Source organism: Flavobacterium hibernum (assembly GCF_000832125.1).
Lineage (GTDB): Bacteria > Bacteroidota > Bacteroidia > Flavobacteriales > Flavobacteriaceae > Flavobacterium > Flavobacterium hibernum.
Genome location: NZ_JPRK01000009.1, coordinates 45,273 through 66,453, shown reverse-complemented (window position 1 = coordinate 66,453; position 21,181 = coordinate 45,273). Strand labels below are relative to the sequence as shown.

The following is a 21,181-nucleotide window of genomic DNA, read 5'->3' as shown; positions in this document are numbered from 1 at the left end:
CTCATTTGTCATTCCGAGGAACGAGGAATCACACACGAAACTCGACAAAGATAGAAAAGATGAAACTCGATGAAGTTTTCATTTGCAAAATTTACTGATCGGCACACGAAGTGATCTGAGTGTTCACGAGCAATACACTCGCGCTAACAGGAGATAAAAGTATAAAATCGTATACTATATTAATTTTTTAAGTACTTAAAACTCTTGATTAAATCTAAATAATGTTCGTAATTTTTTTGTCTAATGTTATACAGCAAAATATAAGTTTTTCCATTAGTGTAAATTTTTGAAACCCTATCTTTTTTAGATACATCAAATAAGACTTCATTGTAACCTCTAATGTTCCAGTAAGAGATTAGTTTATTACGTATTTCGTGATTATTAATTTCTTGGAGATGCCAATTATTAGTTTTAGACTCATCATTAAACTCATTTTTTATATAAATGATTTCCTTCTTATCAAATTCAAAATAAAACTCATTGCTGGCAATCTTCCAATTTATTATTTTTTTTGGGAGATTCACACTAAAATTTGTACTTTGATATATTTCATTATCTGCTGAAGCATTTACTTTGGATTTGTATATAAATTCATTGAAATTATCTAAATAATTGAAATCTAAAAAATTTGTACGTACACTTTTTCCTCTGTCTAAATATAAGTTACATGAGTTAAAAATTACTATAAATATTATTATTAAAAATTTTTTCATTTTCTGTTTTTCTCTTTTTTGATCATTGGAAAAATTACAAACTCACAAGGCTTCATAAGATATTCAGCGAATCTTACAAATAAATAAGTCGAAGAAGATATTTTAAACATAAAGCTTTGCTATCTCTGCATTTTTCAACTCAATCAAAATCAAAAAAACCTTGCGAACTTTGAGGTTAAAAAATTCAAAGTAATCTATAAACAGGATATTGCAAATGTGCCTTTTCATAGTAAACAGAATGTTTGTAAATCCAGTTTAATTGTGCATCAGGATTTTTAGCAAATTCGGCATCGGTTTGTTTTTTACCTTCTAATTCAGTTTTTAGAGTTGGGTTTTCTTTTAGGAGTTTTGCGGCTGTATCTTCAAAAATATATTCAGAGTAATGTTCTTTTTGTTGCAAAATAGGGTCGAAGAAATTCCAGTTAAAGAACGAATCAACACCTTCGGGTTCAAAAGCTTCTACGAGATATTTTACACCTTTTTGGTTTGTTGAAACTACGTAATCTCCTTTGGCGAAAGCCTGTTTTACAACTTTAGCATTTATGGTTGTGTTATAATGCAAATAATGACCTTCGTAAGCATTTGGAACCGTTTTAAAATCGGCAATTCTGTAACTTTCAACTTCTATAATGGTATCGTTTTTAAGCTGAGAATACGAGATATTGTTATTCTTCAAGAGATCAATAATATTCCAATATCCACGCGGAATTATATAAGCCGTAGGAATTACGACTTCTTTCACCGATTTAAATTCTTTTATATACGGAACATCTTTTTTATACGGTTTGTTTCTATCGTAATACAAACGATTTCCTGTTGTGGCTTCGCTTTTTTTGTAACCTGCTTCATATCCTAAAAACGAAAATGTGGTTGCTTTTGTGCTGTCTAATTCCCATTTTAAAGTGTATGATTTTTTAGGCTGATATTGTTCCAGATTTTTTACTCGTAAATCTTTTATCTTTTGGTAATTGGCATCGGTAAAATCCAAAGTCGATTTGGTATATTCGTACGTCATTTTTACGCGTTCGGCATATTTTTTCAGCATGTGCGTTTCAACCACAAAACCAATTGTATTAAACAACGAAGTATAACCCGTTGTATATCTTGGACTATCTACAAACTGCCCGAAACCTTTGTCTGGAGTATCTTTAAAAGAATCTACATAAGGTGTTGTTTCTATTTTCTTTTTTTGAAGATCTTTAACCAAAGCGGGCATCATTTCGGTATTCATAAAATCGCCCAAAACGGTTCCTAACTTATTATGTTGTGTCATAATATAAGTTAGTTTGTATTGATAATCAGATCCGTTGCTTACATGATTGTCTATAAAAACATCAGGATTTATTTTCTGGAAAATCTCAACAAAACTCTTTGTATTTCGAGTGTCAGATTTCATTAAATCTCGGTTTAAATCGTAGTTTCTTGCATTTCCTCTAAAACCATAAATCTCCGGCCCATCCTGATTGGCTCTTGTAGTCGAATTTCTATTTAAAGCACCGCCAATATTATAAACGGGAATGGTAACCAAAACGGTGTTTTTTGGTGCTTTTAGTTTTCCAATTGCCAGATCTCTGTAAAATTGCATAGTGGCGTCGATTCCATCAGGTTCGCCGGCATGAATGCCATTATTGATAAAAAGAACGGCTTTGTTTTTATTGATTTTATCAAAATCAAATTCTTTGTCAGGATTATAAACCACCATATGCAAAGGTTCACCAGAATCTGTTAAACCCATTTCCTTAACTTGAATCGTAGCAAAGTCATTTGCCAAAAGCTTATAATACGCAATAGTTTCTTGATAAGTTGCCGATTGATTTCCATTTCCTTTTTCGAAAAATGTATCGTATTTTTTAGTGTTTTGAGCGAAGATTGCGATTGTGAAAAGTAAAAAGGGAAATGTAAAAAGTTTCATGGTTTTGGGTTTAAAGCAAGAATCAAATATAATTAAATTTAGTTTCAAGTTGATATGAGATTGTATTGAGATTTAACCGCAAAGTGCGCAAAGTTTTTTTTATTCTAAGGTTTTATAAAAATGCAAAGTTCGCAAAGCTTTGCGAATAAACTTTGCGAACTTTGCGTAAACCTTCGCGCTCTTTGCGGTTAAATCGACGCCCAGTTTATTTGTAATTCTATAGATATTTTGCAAGTTCAATTATGCCTTCTTCTAGTTGTTTTTCGGTTAAAGATGCATAACCAAGTCTGAATCCAGATATAGGTTTATCAAAACTGAATTTCTCGGGAGTCATGATTTTTATTCCTTTTTGCAGTAATTTTTCTGCAATTTCAAATATATCAACGTCCGAGTTTGGAACAATCCAGAATGCCAAACCGCCTTCGGGTTTTATAAATGTGGTTTTGTCTTTGAGATATTGGTTGCAAATCGCTTCAAAATAATCGCGTTTGGCTTTGTAAATAAGTGTTGTTCGTTTAAGATGTCGTTTTATTTCGCCTTCATTAATGAGTTGCAAAACGGCTTCTTCCATAATATTATCGCCTTGTACATCAATCATTTTTCGATGTTTTCCAACTTTTAAAATAGTTTCGTGCTTACTTACCAAATAACCAATTCGCAATGCGGGTGCGACAATTTTACTTAAAGTACCAATGTAAACTGTATTTCGGGCATTGCTATAACTCGAAATAGGTAAAATAGGTCTTTGTCCAAAATGAAATTCGTGATCGTAATCGTCTTCGATAATCGTAAAACCATATTGATTGGATAATTCAATAAGTTTTAATCGTCGTTTAAGGCTCAACGTAACTGTAGTAGGAAATTGATGGTGCGGTGTTACATAAATAGCTTTTATGTTGTTATATTTTTTTAAATAAGCCTCAACATCATCGACAATCAAACCATCTTTGTCAACATTTACAGGAAGTAATTTTGCGCCTGCATTTTCAAATGTTTCCCATGCAGGTTTGTAACCAGGATTTTCGACCATTACATAATCATCTTTTTCAAAAAGACACTTCGAGGTCAAGTACATCGCCATTTGACTTCCTCGTGTTATGCAAATTTCATTTGGCGTAATGTTCATTCCTCTTTTAAAATTGAGCATTTGGACAATAGCTTTTCTAAAATCTAAATTTCCAAATTCGGTACTATATCCCATAATTTGCCAGCGCGATTTTCGGTTAAAAATCTGTCGATAGGTTCGGGCGAGCTCATTCATTGGGGCAATTCTGCTATCCGGAATACCATCGTCAAAAATAATGAGCGGTTGTATTTCTTCGGTTTCTAGTTTTTGAGTTGGATTTTGTGTTGCCATTTTGGCTTCAAGAGGCAAAACATCGGCAACAAAAGTTCCTTTTCTTTCTATGGTAATCAGCCAGCCTTCGGCAATAAGTACATCAAGGGCTTCGATAACGGTGTTTCTGTTCACTTTTAAAAGTGCTGCAAGTTGCCTACTTCCGGGCAAAGCATTCCCGCTGTTTAAGTTTCCAGTTTTTATAGCTTCGATAACGGCATCGGCAATTTGTAAATAAATCGCTTTGTCAGAACTGGTATTCAATTGAATCTCTAATTGCCAAGGTCTTAACATCTGGTCTAGTTATTTAAATTAAAACTGTGTTAGTTGGGTAGTCCAAAGTTAAAATAATTTTGTGACGCAATAATGCAAAAGATTATAATTAATTAAGAATATGGAAACTAAGAAACAATTTTCATCAAAAGATTTTCACGAAACATTCGCCCGACCAACTTTTGTGATGCCCGAAAAATTAATTCACAGAAATGTAGAGCAAGCTGGAGTTCATAATCAATTTTCGACAGAACGTAAACACCCTGTTTTCTTTATTGATCTTCCAAGTAAAAATGTAAGCATGACGATTGGTGGTTTATTACCAGACCAATTGACAAACAGACACAGACATACTTATGAAACGGTTTTGTACGTAATCGAGGGACATGGTTATACTGAAGTTGAGGATCAAAAAATAGAATGGAAAGCGGGCGATGCTGTTTATATCCCGAGTTGGGCTTGGCATAGACACAAAAATTTAAGCAGTGAAGTATCGGCTAAATATATCGCTTGTGAGAATGCGCCACAACTACAAAATTTAGGAGTTGCATTGCGAGAAGAAGAGGGTAGAGATCTTTAATCAAAAAACAGAGTAATATGAAAAACACATCGTTTAAGGGGATTATTGCTTATCCTATTACACCGTTTGACAAAGAGGAAAAAGTCGATATTCGGTTATACAAAACTTTATTAGAAAGGTTGATTGTTTCTGGTTCTCATGCTGTGGCTCCGCTTGGAAGTACTGGTGTTATGCCGTATTTGACAGATGAAGAAAAGGAAGCTATTACGGAGGCTACTTTGCAACAAGTTAATGGCAGAGTTCCTGTTTTGGTTGGAGTTTCGAACTTAACAACCGATAAAACAATTTATCATGCTAAGTTTGCCGAAAAAGCAGGAGCAGACGCTGTAATGATTATCCCGATGAGTTACTGGAAATTGACCGATGACGAAATTGTAGGGCATTATGATGCTGTTGCCAAACAAATCTCGGTTCCAATTATGGCATACAATAATCCTGCAACAGGAGGTGTAGATATGTCGCCTGCTTTATTAAAAAGGCTTCTTGAAATTCCAAATGTAACGATGATAAAAGAAAGCAGTGGAGATGTACAAAGAATGCATTATTTAAAGCGGGAATTGGGCGACGATGTTGCTTTTTTTAATGGTTCAAACCCGTTGGCGTTGGCTGCATTTTCTGCCGGAGCGACAGGTTGGTGTACAGCAGCACCCAATTTAATTCCAGAGTTGAATATTGCTTTGTACAATGCCATTCAGAAAAATGATTTACAGGAAGCGCAAAAAGTGTTTTATAAACAATTGAATCTTTTAAAATTTATTGTAAACAAAGGATTGCCAAGAGCGATAAAAGCAGGTTTAGAAATTCAGGGAATCGAAGGTGGTTTTTTAAGAAGCCCGTTAAAACCGCTAAAAGAGTCTGAAATACATGATTTTAAGTTGATTTTAGAAGAATTAGAATAAGTTTTTTTAACCGCAAAGACGCAAAGTTCGCAAAGTAATACATAAAGCTTTGCGAACTTTGTATTTTCTATAAAACCTTACAAATAAAAATACTTAGCGTTCTTTGCGGTAAAATGTCAAAGTTGCTTTATTCTCATTTCAACTTGAAACATAAAACTTGAAACAACTTTTTTTGACTACTTTTGCAAAATGAATAAAAAACACCATTCCAACAATATACTTTCGAACTTAGGTATAGAGAGCCTAAACGAAATGCAAGAAGTAGCGCAAGACGCGATTTTAAACGATAACAATGTTTTGTTACTTTCTCCAACTGGATCAGGAAAAACATTGGCTTTCTTATTGCCGGTTTTAGAGTTATTGCAGCCTGAAATTCTTTCGGTTCAATGTTTAATTTTAGTGCCTTCGCGCGAATTAGGTTTGCAGATCGAGCAGGTTTGGAAAAAAATGGGAACGCAATACAAAGTAAATATTTGTTACGGAGGTCACTCGATTGATACTGAAATCAAGAATTTAAGTAATCCGCCAGCAGTTTTAATTGGAACTCCCGGACGAATCGCCGATCATATTGACAGAGATACATTTCGCACAGATAAAATTCAGACTTTGATTCTGGATGAATTTGACAAATCGTTGCAATTGGGATTCCATGAGCAAATGTCTTATATCATTGGAAAATTAACGAAATTAAACAAACGTGTTTTGGTTTCGGCAACATCAGATATTGAGATTCCTAGATATACAAGAGTTGTAAATCCTACTGTTTTGGATTTTATTCCTGAAGAAGAGGAAAAAGCAAATCTTTCGATGAAAATGGTGGTTTCGCCATCTAAAGACAAATTAGTAAGTTTATTCAATTTAATTTGTTCTTTAAAATCACAATCGGCTATTATATTCTGTAATCATCGTGATGCTGCCGAAAGAATTAGTGATACTTTAAATGAAAAAGGAATCTACGCTACATATTATCATGGCGGAATGGATCAGGAAGAACGTGAACGTGCTTTAATTCAGTTTAGAAATGGAAGTATGAGTTATTTAATCACAACCGATTTGGCGGCTCGTGGCTTGGATATTCCTGAAATGAAACACGTAATTCATTATCATTTACCTTTAAAAGAAGACGAGTTTACACATCGTAATGGTCGTACGGCACGTATGCAAGCAACTGGAACGGCATATATTATTGTTCACGAAAGCGAAAAGAAACTTGATTATATCGACTACGGAATGGAAGTTCTAAAAGTAGATAACGCAACGACTTTACCAAAACCACCAGAATATCAAACGATTTATATTAGTGGTGGAAAGAAAACAAAATTGAATAAAATTGATATTGTTGGTTTCTTTTCTCAAAAAGGTAAACTAGAAAAAGGCGACTTAGGATTAATTGAGGTTAAAGATTTTATTTCGTTTGCGGCTGTAAAATATAATAAAGTAAAAGATTTACTTCATAATATTAAAGACGAGAAAATGAAAGGCAAAAAATTTAAAATCGAAGTTGCCCGCAAGGTCGTTAAGAAAGAAGAAGAGAAGTAGCGTTTTAATCTGTTTAAAGGTTTTTAAATTTATAAAATCAGATTAGATTTTAATGTGGTTTTTGTAGTTAAAACGAATGTTAATTTATTGAATTGCAATATTTTAATTGATAATTGTTTTGGGTTTGGATGGATTTTGAACTGCAATCTTAATTTATTGTTAATAAATTAACGAATAAGGTTTTAATTTATCATATTTTCTGCGTTTCTTGTGCTAGTAAATAATAAACCCCAAATTAATTATGAAAAGAATTTTTACGATTGCTATTTTGTTGTTTAGTTTTGTGTCTTTTGCACAAATTAAGGTTCTTGAAACTGTACCAGTTGAAAAACTAGGAAAAGTAAATAACAATTATATTCAAAAAGTTGGCGATGAATATACCGTTTATTACACAAGTATTCAGAATGATGATGAATCTTCTTCTTTAAGAAAGTTCACATTTAAAAACGTTAATGACGATTATACAAGCCTTTACAATATTATTGTAAACGGATTTACTGCAAGTCCTTTGTATGATATTAAATTAGAATTACCAAACAATTATATTTGGTTGCACTATACAGGAAGTGCTGTTCCGGATAAAGCTACAGTTCAGTTTATGGTTTCATCAAAAGATGCTTCTTCTGCAACAAGTAGCGTTTCTGAGCCATTTGTAAAAGATCAGATCAATAAATTATTTCAAAAGTAATTTAATTCATTATAAAAAAGAGAGGCTGTTCAATAACTGAACAGCCTCTTTTTTTTTATGGCTCAAAGGCTCAAAGGCTCAAAGGTTTCTTTTAGCTAAAACTAACTTTGTCCCTTTGCCTCTTTGAGCCTTTGAACTTTATAAGAATTATATTTTCTTAACGTATTGCGTGATAATTACAATTTGTTGACCGTCTACTTTTCCTTCAATATATTCAGCGTTTTCGTGGTCTAGGCGAATGTTACGTACAGCAGTTCCTTGTTTGGCAACCATACTAGATCCTTTTACCTTTAAGTCTTTAATTAAAACTACAGAATCTCCGTGTTCTAAGATTACTCCGTTACTATCGCGGTGTACGATTTTGTTTTCATCGTCTTCGCTTTCGCCAGTTGCTTGTGCCCATGCCAGAGTATCTTCGTCTAAATACATCATGTCAAGCAATTCTTGTGGCCAACCTGCGGCGCGCATACGGCTTAACATTCTCCAAGCTACAACTTGTACAGCAACGTTTTCATTCCACATACTATCATTTAGGCATCTCCAATGGTTTAAATCGACGTTGTCTGGATTTTCAATTTGGTCAATACAAGTAGTGCATGCCATGATACTTTCGTCCAGTCCGCCTTTTTGAGTTGGTAATACTTGATATACTTTTAGGTTTTCCTCAGCTCCACAAAGTTCGCATTTAGATCCGCTACGTTTGTTTAATTCTCTTTCGATGCTCATTGTTTGATATTTTATTTAAAAATGCGAAATTACTTATAATTGTATTGGCTTGCAAGTTTATATTGAGTTAGGTTTTGATCGCAAACTAATTGCAATTTTCAATACATATTAAGTTGCAATCGTATGTTTTTGTTTTATAATCTTTCTGGGTTACTTCTGTTTTTTCAGAATAGCCAACGATGCTTGGATATTCGAATGGCATTAATATTTTATTTTCTAATGATAAGATGCCATATTTATTATTTATTTGTGCAATCACTGTGTTACACGAAATGTACAATTGTTCATAAATAATAGGAATTAGTACTTTATTATTTTTATCGACAAGCCCATATTTAGAATTTAATTTGACCACAAATAGATTATTATTTTCAGAAATGTCTTCGTACATAAATGGAAACAATAGAGTAGAGAAATCATTATTTGAAACTAATGTTTCTTTATCGCCTTTTTTTAGTCTTGTGAATTGCCCGCTATACATGTCGAATTTTTCAAAATCGAAATTGTTATTTAATTTTTTCGTTCTGAAATTATAAAAATGTTTTAAATTATTGATTGTTAAAACTGCAAAATTTGGAGTTATGATCTCGATATTTTGATATTTAAATGGTATGATTTCTTTTTCATTTAAATCAATCATGCCGCAAAGATTTTCTTTTTTAACGACTAAAAAGTTTTCATTTTTAGAATTTTCAATCACACGTCTATATTCAATATTATCATATTTTGGTTGGATAATAACAGTGCTTTTGTTGTCAATTATGCCAAATTTTTTGTCCTTATAGAAAACATAAAAAGTTTTTGTGTCTGAAATATAGTCTCCGTAGATTTCAAAACTTTTATCTAAGTCTAATGAATCTGAAATTATTTTATTATTTAAAAAATAATTTGTTTTGCTGTTTTTAGAAAGAATTAGTAAATCTTTTTTCTTTTTTATTTGATCATAATTAATTGGAATTATTTCCTTTCCCAAATAATTAAAGACTCCTTTTTTGTGGTCTTTTATTACAATAAATTCTTCGTTATAGGATTGAGAGAATTCGATATCGTCAAATTCAACAGGAAGAATTTCTCCTTTGGTTATACTATAAATACCTTTTTTTTGATTTTTGGTAACCGTCCAGAATTCATTGTATAATCTTTCTGTTTTATTAAAATTAATTGGAATTAATATATTGCCATAACTGGAAACAACTCCCCAAAGTCCTTTTTTTTGGACAAAAATAAAATCAGATCTTTTTTGCTGATAAAGAGTGTCAATATCTGAAATTACTATTTTTCCATCTTCATCTGTTAATTGAAATGTTTTTCCTTTTTTACTTATGGAAACTTTACTTTGCGATGTACTTATTGAAGTTTCTGCTCTAACATCTTGAGAATGTGAGCTATTTATAAATAAAAGAGTAAAAAAAAGTGAAAGGTATTGTTTTATCATTTAAGTCTAATTTGGTAGTTTTTCAGATGCTTTAAAATAAATTATTTCTTTACTCTAACGGCATCCGGAACCAGCATTTCGTATTCGCCGCCATGACGCAATACATCACGAACAATGCTTGAACTAATAAATGAGGTACTTGCTGCTGTTAGCAGAAATACAGTTTCAATTTTAGAAAGTTTTCTGTTGGTGTGTGCAATGGCTTTTTCAAATTCGAAATCGGCAGGGTTACGCAAACCTCTTAAAATGAAATGAGCTTTTTGTTTTTTTGCCAGATCTATAGTTAATCCCTCGTAAGTGATAACCGAAATTTTAGGCTCGTTTTTGAAAGTCTCTTCAATAAAACGCTTTCTTTCTTCGAGTGAAAACATGTATTTTTTTTCGGCATTAACACCTATGGCAATTACAATTTCATCAAATAAAGGAATTCCTCTTTTGATGATATCTTCGTGACCTAATGTAATTGGGTCAAATGATCCGGGAAATATTGCTTTTTTCATTTTCTTGGAGGTTCTAAGTTTTTTTTGGAGGAACTGAGTTTCTAAGTTTTTTTATTTTGTGAGCGGAATTTTATATTCTGATTCTTTTGTTTCTATTGGATATTTACTTCGTCTGATTTTTATAATTTCATCGTTTTTATAAAGTTCAATTAATCCTTTTTTTGAATATGAAACTTTTCGATTGGAGTAATTTTCAGCTTTATCAAGATCATCAACTTCATGAGGTAAATATGCATTAAAATCATTGTGAGTTGTGTAAATACTATCTTTGGTAACTCTGTCAATCTTCATGTTTGAATAATAGCCGTTTGAAAATTTTAAATTATATATATCGCCAACGGTTGGTGTTTTTATAAAGATATCGGTCTCATTTTGATTGTTAGCACAACTGTTTATATTATAAATGATTGCTAAAAGTATTAAAATAGAACCAGAAAACATCCAAATTTTACGATCTAGTTTTTCGTTTCTTAATTGCAATTGAGCATTTTCAGATAAATCTTCGTAGTCAAAGCTTTCTTGGCAATGGTTGCATTTTATATAAACTGATTTTCCAACTGGAAACAAAGGAATTAAAGTGATGTAAACATATTTTCTATAAATGCTAAAATGTAATGTGTTTTTTTCTTCACATTTAGGACAGCTTTCATTTAGAATTGTTCCGTTTTTTATATTTGAATCCCGAGTTCCAACAAGAAATAACATATTTTTTTATTTGAGGTTCAAAGATTCAGAGAGGCAAAGGAGCAAATTTTTTTTGCGGACTTCGACTTCGCTCAGTCTGACAATATTGGGTTCAAAAAATAAAGTTCTGAGATCTTAGTGACTTAGAATCTCAGAACCTTAGAGTCTTTTATGAAAGCGCTAACTCAATTGCATTTGTGAATAAATCTTCAAGAGAAATTCCTGCTGCGTGTGCTTGTTGCGGAATCAGACTTTCGGTTGTTAAACCTGGAATTGTATTCATTTCGAGCATATATGGTTCGTTGTCTACAATGATAAATTCGCTTCTAGAGAAACCTTTCATTTTTAAGACTTCGTAGGCACGTTTTGCTACTTCGCTCACTTTTTGTGTTAATTCGTCTGAGATTCTGGCTGGTGTAATTTCTTGCGATTTTCCTTCGTATTTGGCTTCATAGTCAAAGAAATCATTGTCAGATACAATTTCTGTAATGGGCAGCACTTTAATTTCTCCTTGGTAATTGATAACTCCAACAGAAACTTCGGTTCCATCAAGGAAACTTTCGATGATAATTTCGTTGTCTTCTTTATACGCTACTTCAATTGCAATAGGAAGTTCGGCTTCAGATTTTACTTTTGAGATTCCAAAACTTGAACCGGCTTTGTTTGGTTTTACGAAACAAGGTAAACCTACTTTTTTTACGATTTCGGCAGTGTTGATTTTATCACCTTTATTTAGGTAATACGAAATTGCCGTTTTGATTCCGTATGGTTTTAAAACCGATAATAAATCACGTTTATTAAAGGTAAGAGCTGCTTGATAATAATCGCAAGACGATTGTGGAATTCCAAGTAATTCAAAATAAGCCTGCATTAATCCATCTTCTCCCGGTGTTCCATGAATGGCATTGAAAACACAGTCGAAAGTGATTTTTTGATCGTTAACGGTTACCGAGAAATCATTTTTGTCAATTGTATATTCGGCGTTGTTTTCGTCTACATAGACCCATTTTTCTTTAAAAATATGAATACGGAATCCGTTGTATTTTGTTTTGTCAAGATATTGATGAACGACGTTTCCTGAGATAAGCGAAATTTTGTATTCGCTTGAATATCCGCCCATGATAATGGCTATGTTTTTCATTTTATAATGTTTATTTGTTTAACCGTTTATTGTTTAATTGTTTTAGGTTTTCTTTGTTTTTTGAGTTTTTGCCACGAATTGTGCTAATTTCCTCGAATTTTTCTTGTTTTTGTCAGACTGAGCGGAGTCGAAGTCCCGCAAAGTGATTCAGCAGATGTGACTTCGACTCCGCTCAGTCTGACCTATAATACCTATAATGTTCTTTTAAATCCTAAAGCCCTAGCCCCGATAGAGCCGGTATCCTTTTTGACCGCTTTTTCTGCGGGCAAAAAGATATAGGCGAAAGCGGGAAATAGCTCCTGAAAATTATCCTTCGACTTCGCTCAGGATGACAATCATGCGACTTTCTTCTTTAAAACAAAATTATCATTTTTTTTGAAACGAAATAGCTTTATCTTTGCCACTAATAAAAATAAATTTATGAGTTTACGTAAGTATTTAACGAGCCGAGTATTTTTTCTGCAAGTATTAAGTGCGGCTGCTATCATTGCCGTTTTAGGTTATTTGTTTATGCATTGGTTGACTTTTACAACTGATCACGGTCATGAAATTGCTGTTCCAAATTTATCTAAATTAACAGAGGAACAAGTTGAGGCAAAGTTGGATGAATTAGATCTTGATTACGTGCTCTTGGATAGTGTTGATTATAGAAGTGAATTCCCAAAATACAGCGTTGTTGAGCAAGATCCGTTGCCGGGAACGATGGTTAAAGTAGGGCGAAAAATATATATTAAAATTAATGCTTCAGGATTTTCGTCGGTTAAAATTCCTGATTTAATTGAGAAAACTTATCGCGAGGCGGTTCCTACTTTAAAAGCTTTAGGACTTGAGGCAGGAACTATTACTTATATTCCGAATCTTGGAAAAGATATGGTTTTGGAAATACGTTTTAAAGGTAGAAACTTAAAAGCAGGAGATCGCGTGCTGAAAGGTTCTAAAATCGATTTGGTTTTAGGAGACGGAAAAGCAACTTATGAAGATGAAGGGCAAGCTACAGATAGTACAGCTGCGCCAACTACTGAAACCCCAAAAGATGAACAATAATATTGAAAATTTAGATCTGGAAGACGAATTATTCGAACATTTTAGATTTGAAGTCCCTAAAGGTCAAGCGTTTTTACGTATTGACAAGTATTTAATGAATTTGATTCAGAATGCGACCCGAAATAAAATTCAGAACGCAGCTACTGAAGGAAATATTTTTGTAAATGATATTCCTGTAAAATCAAATTATAAAGTAAAACCGTTTGATGTTGTAACGGTTATGTTAACGCATCCGCCGTTTGAAAATCATATTCTGCCGGAAGATCTTCCGCTTAATATTGTTTACGAAGATGATGCTTTGTTATTAATTAACAAAGAGCCAGGAATGGTTGTGCACCCAGGTCACGGAAATTATACTGGAACTCTTGTAAATGCTTTGGCGCATCATTTTGATAATTTGCCAATGAACAGCAGCGAGCGCCCAGGTTTGGTTCATAGAATTGATAAGGATACCTCAGGACTTTTGGTAGTGGCTAAAACCGAAGCGGCAATGACGCATTTGGCTAAACAATTTGAAGCTAAAACTTCTGAACGTGAGTATATTGCTCTTGTTTGGGGAAATGTTACTGAAGAGGAAGGTACAATTGAAGGAAATCTTGCGAGACATTTAAAAGATCGCATGCAAATGGCGGTTTTTGCTGATCCTGAAATTGGGAAACCTGCAATTACTCATTATAAGGTATTAGAACGTTTTGGATATGTTACTTTGATTTCTTGTAGATTAGAAACGGGAAGAACACACCAAATTCGTGCACATATGAAACATATTGGTCATCCGTTGTTTAACGATGAACGTTATGGTGGACATTTGATTTTGAAAGGTACTACGTTTACAAAATACAAGCAGTTTATCGAGAATTGTTTTAAAGCATTGCCACGTCAGGCTTTGCATGCTAAAACACTTGGTTTTGTGCATCCAACAACTGGTGAAATGATGCGTTTTGATACAGAACTTCCTCAAGATTTTAAGGACTGTATCGAGAAATGGCGTAATTATGGAAAGACACATACTCTTGAAGAAGATGAAAAATAATTAGATAATTTGTCAATGAGACAATTAGATAATTTTTGAAATATAATAAAAGCTCCTGATGGAGCTTTTTTTGTTTATAGTCTATTGTGTTGTACTTATTTATTATTGAATCGATTGAATCGATAAGTCGGTTATTTTTGCTTCGCCGTTGGTTATGAATCCTAGTTTTCCTTTTTGACTTAAATCGCTTTTTTCGAGAGAACATTCTAATGTTGTTTTGTCGTCTACAGAAAAGTATAATTGATTGTTTGAAACTTTAATTTTAACAGAATACCATTTGTTGTTTTCTAATTTCATTGGCTTTCTGAATACGGTTAATCCTCCACGTTTTCCGTATTCGTCACTGTTTTTATTGTAAACACCTCTGCCAATTACAATATTTTGATCTATTTGATAGAGGTATGTTCTAATGTAGTTTTTTTTGTCAATGTTTAGCATTACCTCAAACAAAGACTCTTTGGTCATATTTACTTTAAAATTGATTTCGTAGTTTTTGGGTAATTGCTTTTTAGATTCGATTACACCCCAATGCATTGGACCTCCATTTCCTGTTAAGGTGTCTTGTTGCAAATGCCATTCGTTAGCGGTAAAATGCCATTCTTTTTTTAATGGTGTTGTTTGCGATACTTTATACGTTTTTTTGGTGGTTGAAATGGTGTTTGAACACGAAAACAGTACAATTGTTATAAGTATTAATGGGATAAATTTAATTCTCATTTTGTGTTTTAATTTAACTCGGAGTGGTATTTAATATTACCAATTGAGCCTGTTGGATTTGGTAAAAGCTCAAATACCGAAGTAGGAGCGAGGCCAGATTCTATGCGGTGTGAAACGTATAAAATAGAGACATTGGTTTCTTGCTTTATGGTATTGATTAGCTGAATTACCAAATCGACATTTTCGTCGTCTAACCCCTCTACAGGTTCATCTAAAATTAATAATGGCGGATGTTTTAAAACGGCACGAACAATTAGCGCCACTCTTTGTTGACCAATAGATAGATCGATAAAACGCTTTTTGCGCAAATGAGTCATTTCAATAACTTCAAGCCATTGGGTTACGGTTTGTTTTTGCAAAGTAGTTGGTTCGATATATAACCCAATGGAATCAAAAAATCCGGAAAGAATCATTTCTTCTAAGGTGTGTCCTTTCTGGAATAAATCTGTCATAGAAGTAGTGAAGATTCCAATTTGTTTTTTGATGTCCCAAACGCTTTCGCCACTGCCTTTTTTTCTTCCAAATAAATATAAATCCTGACCAAATCCTTTTGGATTATCTCCTGTAATTAAAGATAAAATGGTGCTTTTTCCGGAACCGTTTGGTCCAATAAGCTGCCAAAATTCCCCTTGTTTTATCGTCCATGAAATATTGTCTATAATTTTTCTTTCGTCGTAACTTACAGATACGTTATCCATTTTGATTAATACACTTTCGTGGAAGGAATGCGGTTCAATTGCTTTTGGAATATTGGATGTGTTTAAAGTTTTAAAGTGATTTTCGGTTTTTGAAATTGGATGTAGTTCGAACGAATTATCTTTGATTTGGGCTTTATTTGGTACAAAATCTAAAACATCAACAACGCGGTTTACTAATTGAATGATTGCAATATTGTCTGTCAATTTTTCTAATGAATTTGCTAAAACAACTCTAGAAGCTTGATCTAAATGATCGAACGGATTATCAAAAATGATAAAATCGGGATTTTGATTGATGCAATATTTTAAAAATTCTTTTTTGCGTTCGCCTGATGAAAAAGTTCGCAACTGTCTGTGAGATTCCGGAGAAGCTTCTACAATGTCATATTGGTATTCTTTTTCGATGAATTTCTCGATGGCAATGTCTGAAAACAGAATTCCTTTTTGGTTGTTAAAAACGACTAATTCTCCTTTTGCTTCTCCCGAAAGTAATGTGTCTATAAAAGCTTTTTTATTTACCTGATTTGATAAAAGTATATCCCAATGCTGCATTTTAAATATATTTAGATTTTTTTCTGCCACAGATTTCACAGATTAGAATGATTAATCTTTTTAATTCTTTAATCTGTGGCAAAATGAAAGACTTTGCTGTTGTTTTACTTAACTATTTAATTTTGTTGCCATTTCGCAGTCGTTGCGCGACCATTCGCTCCAAGATCCGACGTATAGTTTTGGAATTTTAATTCCGGCATAATCCATTGCTAATAAAGTATGACAAGCTGTAACACCCGAGCCACAATGCACGATTACATTTTCAGGTTTTTTATCTCCTATAATTTCTGAATATTTTTGTTTTAAATCTTCTGCCGATTTGTAAAATCCATCTTCATTTAAATTTTCAGAAAACGGAACATTTATGGCTCCGGGAATATGTCCCGCAATTAAATCCAGCGGTTCAGTTAATCCATCAAAACGGTTTTTATCTCGTACATCAATCACAATATTTTGGTCGTTATTTCTGGCTTGTTCGACTTCGTCGATATTTGCGGTAGCTAATTTCCATTCTGATATTAGATATTTTTCTACTGTTTCAATTTTTTCGACTTCTGAACTTGTTGGAAAACCAAGTTTTATTGCTTCTTGCAAACCTCCGTTTAAAACCTGAACTTTTTCATGTTCGATAGCTTTTAGCATCCACCAGAATCTGGCGGCTGCGTTTGATCCGTTTTTATCATCGTAAATAATAACGTGACTTGATGGTGAAATTCCAAGTTTTGAAAGTACTTCAGAAAATTTTTCAAGCGAAGGTAAAGGATGTCTTCCGCCATTTGCAGGATTGGTTTCAACTGTGGCTAAATCGCGATTCAAATCGACATAACGAGCATTTTTGAGATGTTCTTTATTGTAGTTTTCTTCGGCATTGATTCCTGCTCTTGCATCTATCAAAATGATTTCTTCTGCTTTTTTTAGCGTTAATAATTCATTTAGATTTATAAGTGGTGAAAGTTTATTTGACATATTGAATTTAGTTTTAAAGATCGTTAATCGGCAAAAGCCTGACCATAAAAAATTAAAAAACTATTGCTTGTTTTATTATATCGCAAGCATTCCCAATTATTGTAAATGGAACTGGTAGGAATGCAAAGTGTATTTGCTAAATTTGTTTTTGACACATTTTTAGCAAAGCATCCGTCTTTTAATATAAAGTTCTCATCTTTTGAAATATCAGTAATTTTAATACTCGGATATTCTAAAAAAGATTCTATGCTTTTTAAGAGATAATCTTCATTACTAACTAAAAATTCATTTGCAAATTGATAATCTAATGTTCCAAAAGAGTAGAAACTACAATTTGCATTTTTTAGACCGTTTATAACTTTTATGTCTTTAAATAATTCAGCGTAAGTTGAAGTTTTTCCGTTATAAAGCAAAATCGAAGTTTTGATATTTTTTGTATCATAAACTATAAAAGCAAAGTCATTGCTGTTTTCCTGAAATAGATTTCCTTGGGCAACCGAAAGTAATTTGTAATTAGGATTTTTTTTGAAAAAAGATTGTTGTTTTGCGTTTATTTTTTGAATCAATTTATTATGAATGTCTAAGAACACCTTTTTCTCTGAAAGTTGTTTTAGGCTTTCTTTTTGTCTTTTTATACGATCAGCTTCTTCGGTATTATAAAATGTAGAGATCTGATAATTTGTGGTATCAGTTTCACTATTTTGATTTGTAATTACAGGCGATAGTTCTTTTTGTTCGGGTTCTGATTGGTTTATTTGATTCTCTTTTTGTTTTTGGTTACAGGCAAATAATAAGGTACAAACGAATAAAATGAATATTTTCTTCACAATTGATATTTTTTGAATCAAGTAATTTTGTTTGTTTTTTTTGAAATTATTTTACAAAAAAAAAATTAGCTCGGAATTTTCTCGATCAATATTTCGTTGTCGTCTTTGTCAAAATAAGTGCAAGTCATTTCGATAATATCAACTCTCCATTTTGCGATTCCACATTGTGCTGCATGGTTGCAAAAGGTCAAATAATCGGTTTGACCATCTTGATGCATAACTAGAAACTCGATAAAACGCTCTTTGTTGGCAACTGGAGCTATTTGAATTTCAGGATATTTTTCGTCAGATGAAACTTTGTAATTATTTACGCCAAAGTATTCGACATTTCCATTGCTTACAAAGGTGTCGTAACCCTTTACTCCCAAAATAATTAAGTCCTGTATATAATTAGGAAAATCAGAACCTGTTTGTACTTTGGCATGAGCCTCTTTTATTTGATCGATTGTAAACATATATTTTGTTTTAAGTTTTTTAAAAATAAGAGGTATAAAATTACCGTTAAGGTTTCTGAAATACAAAAATTAAGGGCCTAAAGTTATCAGAAAATAAAACCGATGTCTAAGATATGAAATCTTCTATTAGGTTTTATTGATTTTAGAAATGGTCTTTTATGGTTTCCCTGAAATATTGTTGTTTTTAAGTCTTTGATTATGAAAATATTGCATTTTAACGAGTAATGCGGTACTTCAAAGAACTTCTCTTATTAACAAGAAATTTGTCTGTAAATTCGAGATATAAAGTTATTCTTTAAAACCGTTATTATGAAAAAAACTATACTTTTACTCTTATTCGCCTTTCCTGTATTTGCCCAAGAAATCAATACTTTTGATTTTGCAGTTATAAATTCTACTTTAATTTCTCCAAATATTGACCTTGATAAAGGACGAAGTGTTGTTGCTGCAAATAAGGATCAATATTCGACTTATTTTCAGTATGCTTTAGATATGTGTGACGAGGATATTATTTTTGGTGCCGGAATTGACAAGTCCGAAATTGATCGTACTTATATTGGTTACATTGGTAAAATATGCGAAAAATTCAGAGCAACAATTGCAGTTGGTTATGTTGACTCGCGAAGTGATTATCAAGGAACTTTTACGGGATTTAGTGTTTCGTATCATTTTGGCGAAAATACTTTTGTTGGTGGAAGTCTAGAGAATTTACATTCGACAAGTATTGATTATGAAACAGATGAAAGTTTTGATTATTATAAAAAACTGGTTCCAAAGATTTTTGCGAGTTACGAAATTATTCCAAAAATTATTGTTTTCGGACAATTAAGCAGCAGGGTTAATGACATTGCACTGAAATATCAAATCGAGCGTTTTTCGGCCGGTGGATTTTTTTCCGGACATGGAGTGGGCGGTATTTTTGGAACTGTTAATGTAGGACGTTTTGCCGTTTCTTGCAGTACTACTTTTGAGAAGGTAAACTTTGGATTGAAGTTTCAGTAATTTGATTTTTTATTGTTATAACTTGTTGTGGATATGGAATGTCAATTTTAGCCTCGTCAAAACGCTTTTTGATACTTTGTAGTAAATCGCAATACATTACAAATCCTTCGGTCGAATTTTTTGCCCAAGCCCAAGCTTTTAAGTTTACACTTGAATCTGCCAATGCAACAACACGAGCAATAACCAAAGGTGTATTTTGGTCAGTACGTGTGTCAATAAAAAACGGATGTTTGGCAATTTCTTCTTGCATTATTTCTAATGCTTGCTCGATATTAGATTCGTAACCAATTCCAATTTCGATTATTTTACAGCATTTTGTATCGTTCATATTGGTGTTGACAATGATCTGAGCACTAATAACTGAATTTGGAATAATGATTCGGTTGTTTTCGGCATCTTTTAAAACTACTTGTCTTAAATTAATATCTTCAACTGTACCTACAAAGTTGTTTATTGTAATTTTGTCATTGATCTTGAAAGGTTTAAAAATAATCAGAAAAAGTCCACTTATAATATTACTCAAAGCTTGTTGCGAAGCTAAACCTGCAACTATAGAAATTACTCCGGCGCCAGCTAAAAAGGAATGTCCAATGATTTTGAATTCTGGAATTTGTATTAGCGCAAAGGCTATTCCTAAAATATAAATTACCGTTATTATTAGATGTTTTAAAAACTTAAATCCTGTTGCGTCATAATCTTTATCGATTTGTTTGTGATAAAGAAGTGTACGAAGCACTTTGTCTGTAATAGCACCAAGAATAACGGTTACAATTCCTATAATAGCGATAATAATCCCTATTCTAAAGTCTTTTAAAAAATCTACCATAAGTTTGAGTTTTAAAAAATCCAAAAAACAATTCTTGTAAAATGTGTTTTTTGGATTTTATAAATAGATGTCAAATCATATTTTGTTTAAAGTCCAATAAAGTCGTCGCTTTTTGGGAATATGCTTAATGCTTCGATTGCAATTTCGGGTGTTGGAGAGGCTAGTTTACGTAGTTTTGTATCCATCCATGCGCCATCAACAGTAATAACAGCACAAAGTGTATCATCTTCTCTTCTAAATTCGTGAATGATTGACCAACGCGAAGCATCGGCTTTCATTTTAGATGTTTTGGTGTGAAGGAATATTTTATCGGAAAGTTTTAATTCTTTTCTAAAAACGCATTCTTCTCTAAACAAAACGGGTCCAAAACCTTGTGTTTGCATTACTCTTAAAGTCAAGCCTAATTCTTCAAGGATTTCGATACGATGTTGTGCGCCAAAATCGTAATAAGCGCTATGACGAACGTGAAAATTTGGGTCAAGATCTGACCAACGAAAAGATATTTCTTTAATAAATGAAGCCATTTTTATGTGTAATTTTATTAGAAATCGAAATTACAAATAAAAACCGAAACGGTTTACTCTAAAAAAATGAAAACATAAATTTTCAGGCTATTATTATAAAGGAAATTGCTT

General features: G+C 32.6%; 22 protein-coding genes. 7 read left to right on the top strand and 15 right to left on the bottom strand.

Features of this window, described 5'->3' with window-relative positions; translation table 11 throughout:
- Positions 1-179: 179 nt before the first annotated feature.
- The 3 genes from IW18_RS11540 to pdxR form a co-directional block, all read right to left on the bottom strand.
- Complete coding sequence (locus IW18_RS11540) at positions 180-713, bottom strand: hypothetical protein (RefSeq protein WP_041517857.1); 534 nt, start codon at positions 711-713, stop codon at positions 180-182.
- Between the two features lie 184 nt (positions 714-897).
- A complete protein-coding gene (locus IW18_RS11535; protein WP_041517855.1) occupies positions 898-2,625 on the bottom strand; it encodes a M14 family metallopeptidase in 1,728 nt (575 codons plus the stop codon).
- A gap of 217 nt (positions 2,626-2,842) precedes the next feature.
- The gene (gene pdxR / locus IW18_RS11530) at positions 2,843-4,255 is read right to left on the bottom strand and encodes a MocR-like pyridoxine biosynthesis transcription factor PdxR (protein ID WP_041517854.1); all 1,413 of its coding nucleotides are present in this window, start codon (positions 4,253-4,255) and stop codon (positions 2,843-2,845) included.
- Positions 4,256-4,355: 100 nt separating this feature from the next.
- On the opposite strand from pdxR, the gene IW18_RS11525 reads away from it, so the two are divergent.
- The 4 genes from IW18_RS11525 (at position 4,356) to IW18_RS11510 (ending at position 7,940) form a co-directional block, all read left to right on the top strand.
- Positions 4,356-4,814: a cupin domain-containing protein gene (locus tag IW18_RS11525; RefSeq protein ID WP_052480145.1), complete on the top strand. Its 459-nt coding sequence runs from the start codon at positions 4,356-4,358 to the stop codon at positions 4,812-4,814.
- Positions 4,815-4,831: 17 nt separating this feature from the next.
- Positions 4,832-5,713 carry a dihydrodipicolinate synthase family protein gene (locus IW18_RS11520; protein WP_041517849.1) on the top strand — a complete coding sequence of 294 codons (882 nt, stop codon included), beginning with the start codon at positions 4,832-4,834 and terminating at the stop codon, positions 5,711-5,713.
- A gap of 189 nt (positions 5,714-5,902) precedes the next feature.
- The gene (locus IW18_RS11515; protein WP_041517848.1) at positions 5,903-7,252 is read left to right on the top strand and encodes a DEAD/DEAH box helicase; all 1,350 of its coding nucleotides are present in this window, start codon (positions 5,903-5,905) and stop codon (positions 7,250-7,252) included.
- 241 nt (positions 7,253-7,493) lie between these two features.
- Positions 7,494-7,940, top strand: a complete 447-nt coding sequence (locus IW18_RS11510) for a hypothetical protein (protein ID WP_041517846.1) — start codon at positions 7,494-7,496, stop codon at positions 7,938-7,940.
- A 147-nt stretch (positions 7,941-8,087) separates the two neighbouring features.
- On the opposite strand, the gene IW18_RS11505 is transcribed toward IW18_RS11510, so the two are convergent.
- The 5 genes from IW18_RS11505 to IW18_RS11485 all read right to left on the bottom strand — a co-directional run bounded on the left by IW18_RS11505 (position 8,088) and on the right by IW18_RS11485 (position 12,426).
- Entirely contained in the window at positions 8,088-8,666 is a 579-nt protein-coding gene (locus tag IW18_RS11505) for a PhnA domain-containing protein (RefSeq protein ID WP_041517844.1), read from the bottom strand.
- Positions 8,667-8,751: 85 nt separating this feature from the next.
- A complete protein-coding gene (locus IW18_RS11500; RefSeq protein ID WP_041517843.1) occupies positions 8,752-10,101 on the bottom strand; it encodes a WG repeat-containing protein in 1,350 nt (449 codons plus the stop codon).
- A 41-nt stretch (positions 10,102-10,142) separates the two neighbouring features.
- Entirely contained in the window at positions 10,143-10,601 is a 459-nt protein-coding gene (gene coaD, locus IW18_RS11495) for a pantetheine-phosphate adenylyltransferase (RefSeq protein ID WP_041517841.1), read from the bottom strand.
- Between the two features lie 51 nt (positions 10,602-10,652).
- Positions 10,653-11,306, bottom strand: a complete 654-nt coding sequence (locus IW18_RS11490) for a zinc-ribbon domain-containing protein (protein ID WP_041517840.1) — start codon at positions 11,304-11,306, stop codon at positions 10,653-10,655.
- A 148-nt stretch (positions 11,307-11,454) separates the two neighbouring features.
- Positions 11,455-12,426 (bottom strand): D-alanine--D-alanine ligase, encoded by a 972-nt coding sequence (locus IW18_RS11485; protein WP_041517838.1) that lies wholly within the window; start codon positions 12,424-12,426, stop codon positions 11,455-11,457.
- Positions 12,427-12,846: 420 nt separating this feature from the next.
- Here IW18_RS11485 and IW18_RS11480 point away from each other — a divergent pair, with 420 nt between their 5' ends.
- The gene (locus tag IW18_RS11480) at positions 12,847-13,470 is read left to right on the top strand and encodes a PASTA domain-containing protein (RefSeq protein ID WP_041517837.1); all 624 of its coding nucleotides are present in this window, start codon (positions 12,847-12,849) and stop codon (positions 13,468-13,470) included.
- A complete protein-coding gene (locus IW18_RS11475; RefSeq protein WP_041517835.1) occupies positions 13,460-14,503 on the top strand; it encodes an RluA family pseudouridine synthase in 1,044 nt (347 codons plus the stop codon). The genes IW18_RS11480 and IW18_RS11475 overlap by 11 nt, the downstream gene beginning before the upstream one ends.
- 102 nt (positions 14,504-14,605) lie before the next feature.
- Here IW18_RS11475 and IW18_RS11470 read toward each other — a convergent pair whose 3' ends face one another.
- The 5 genes from IW18_RS11470 to IW18_RS11450 all read right to left on the bottom strand — a co-directional run bounded on the left by IW18_RS11470 (position 14,606) and on the right by IW18_RS11450 (position 18,718).
- Positions 14,606-15,220, bottom strand: coding sequence for a hypothetical protein (locus IW18_RS11470; RefSeq protein WP_041517833.1), 615 nt, complete (start codon positions 15,218-15,220; stop codon positions 14,606-14,608).
- An 8-nt stretch (positions 15,221-15,228) separates the two neighbouring features.
- Positions 15,229-16,470 (bottom strand): ATP-binding cassette domain-containing protein, encoded by a 1,242-nt coding sequence (locus IW18_RS11465; protein ID WP_041517832.1) that lies wholly within the window; start codon positions 16,468-16,470, stop codon positions 15,229-15,231.
- A gap of 108 nt (positions 16,471-16,578) precedes the next feature.
- The gene (locus tag IW18_RS11460) at positions 16,579-17,436 is read right to left on the bottom strand and encodes a sulfurtransferase (protein ID WP_041517830.1); all 858 of its coding nucleotides are present in this window, start codon (positions 17,434-17,436) and stop codon (positions 16,579-16,581) included.
- 23 nt (positions 17,437-17,459) lie between these two features.
- Positions 17,460-18,263: a hypothetical protein gene (locus IW18_RS11455; protein ID WP_123902511.1), complete on the bottom strand. Its 804-nt coding sequence runs from the start codon at positions 18,261-18,263 to the stop codon at positions 17,460-17,462.
- 65 nt (positions 18,264-18,328) lie between these two features.
- Positions 18,329-18,718: a DUF1398 domain-containing protein gene (locus IW18_RS11450; protein ID WP_041517827.1), complete on the bottom strand. Its 390-nt coding sequence runs from the start codon at positions 18,716-18,718 to the stop codon at positions 18,329-18,331.
- Between the two features lie 309 nt (positions 18,719-19,027).
- On the opposite strand from IW18_RS11450, the gene IW18_RS11445 reads away from it, so the two are divergent.
- On the top strand, positions 19,028-19,720 hold the full coding sequence (locus tag IW18_RS11445; protein WP_041517825.1) for a hypothetical protein: 693 nt from the start codon (positions 19,028-19,030) through the stop codon (positions 19,718-19,720).
- On the opposite strand, the gene IW18_RS11440 is transcribed toward IW18_RS11445, so the two are convergent.
- The gene (locus IW18_RS11440; RefSeq protein WP_041517824.1) at positions 19,680-20,546 is read right to left on the bottom strand and encodes a mechanosensitive ion channel family protein; all 867 of its coding nucleotides are present in this window, start codon (positions 20,544-20,546) and stop codon (positions 19,680-19,682) included. The two genes, IW18_RS11445 and IW18_RS11440, sit on opposite strands and share 41 nt — an antisense overlap.
- Positions 20,547-20,632: 86 nt before the next feature.
- On the bottom strand, positions 20,633-21,070 hold the full coding sequence (locus IW18_RS11435) for an acyl-CoA thioesterase (protein WP_041517822.1): 438 nt from the start codon (positions 21,068-21,070) through the stop codon (positions 20,633-20,635).
- Positions 21,071-21,181 lie beyond the last annotated feature (111 nt).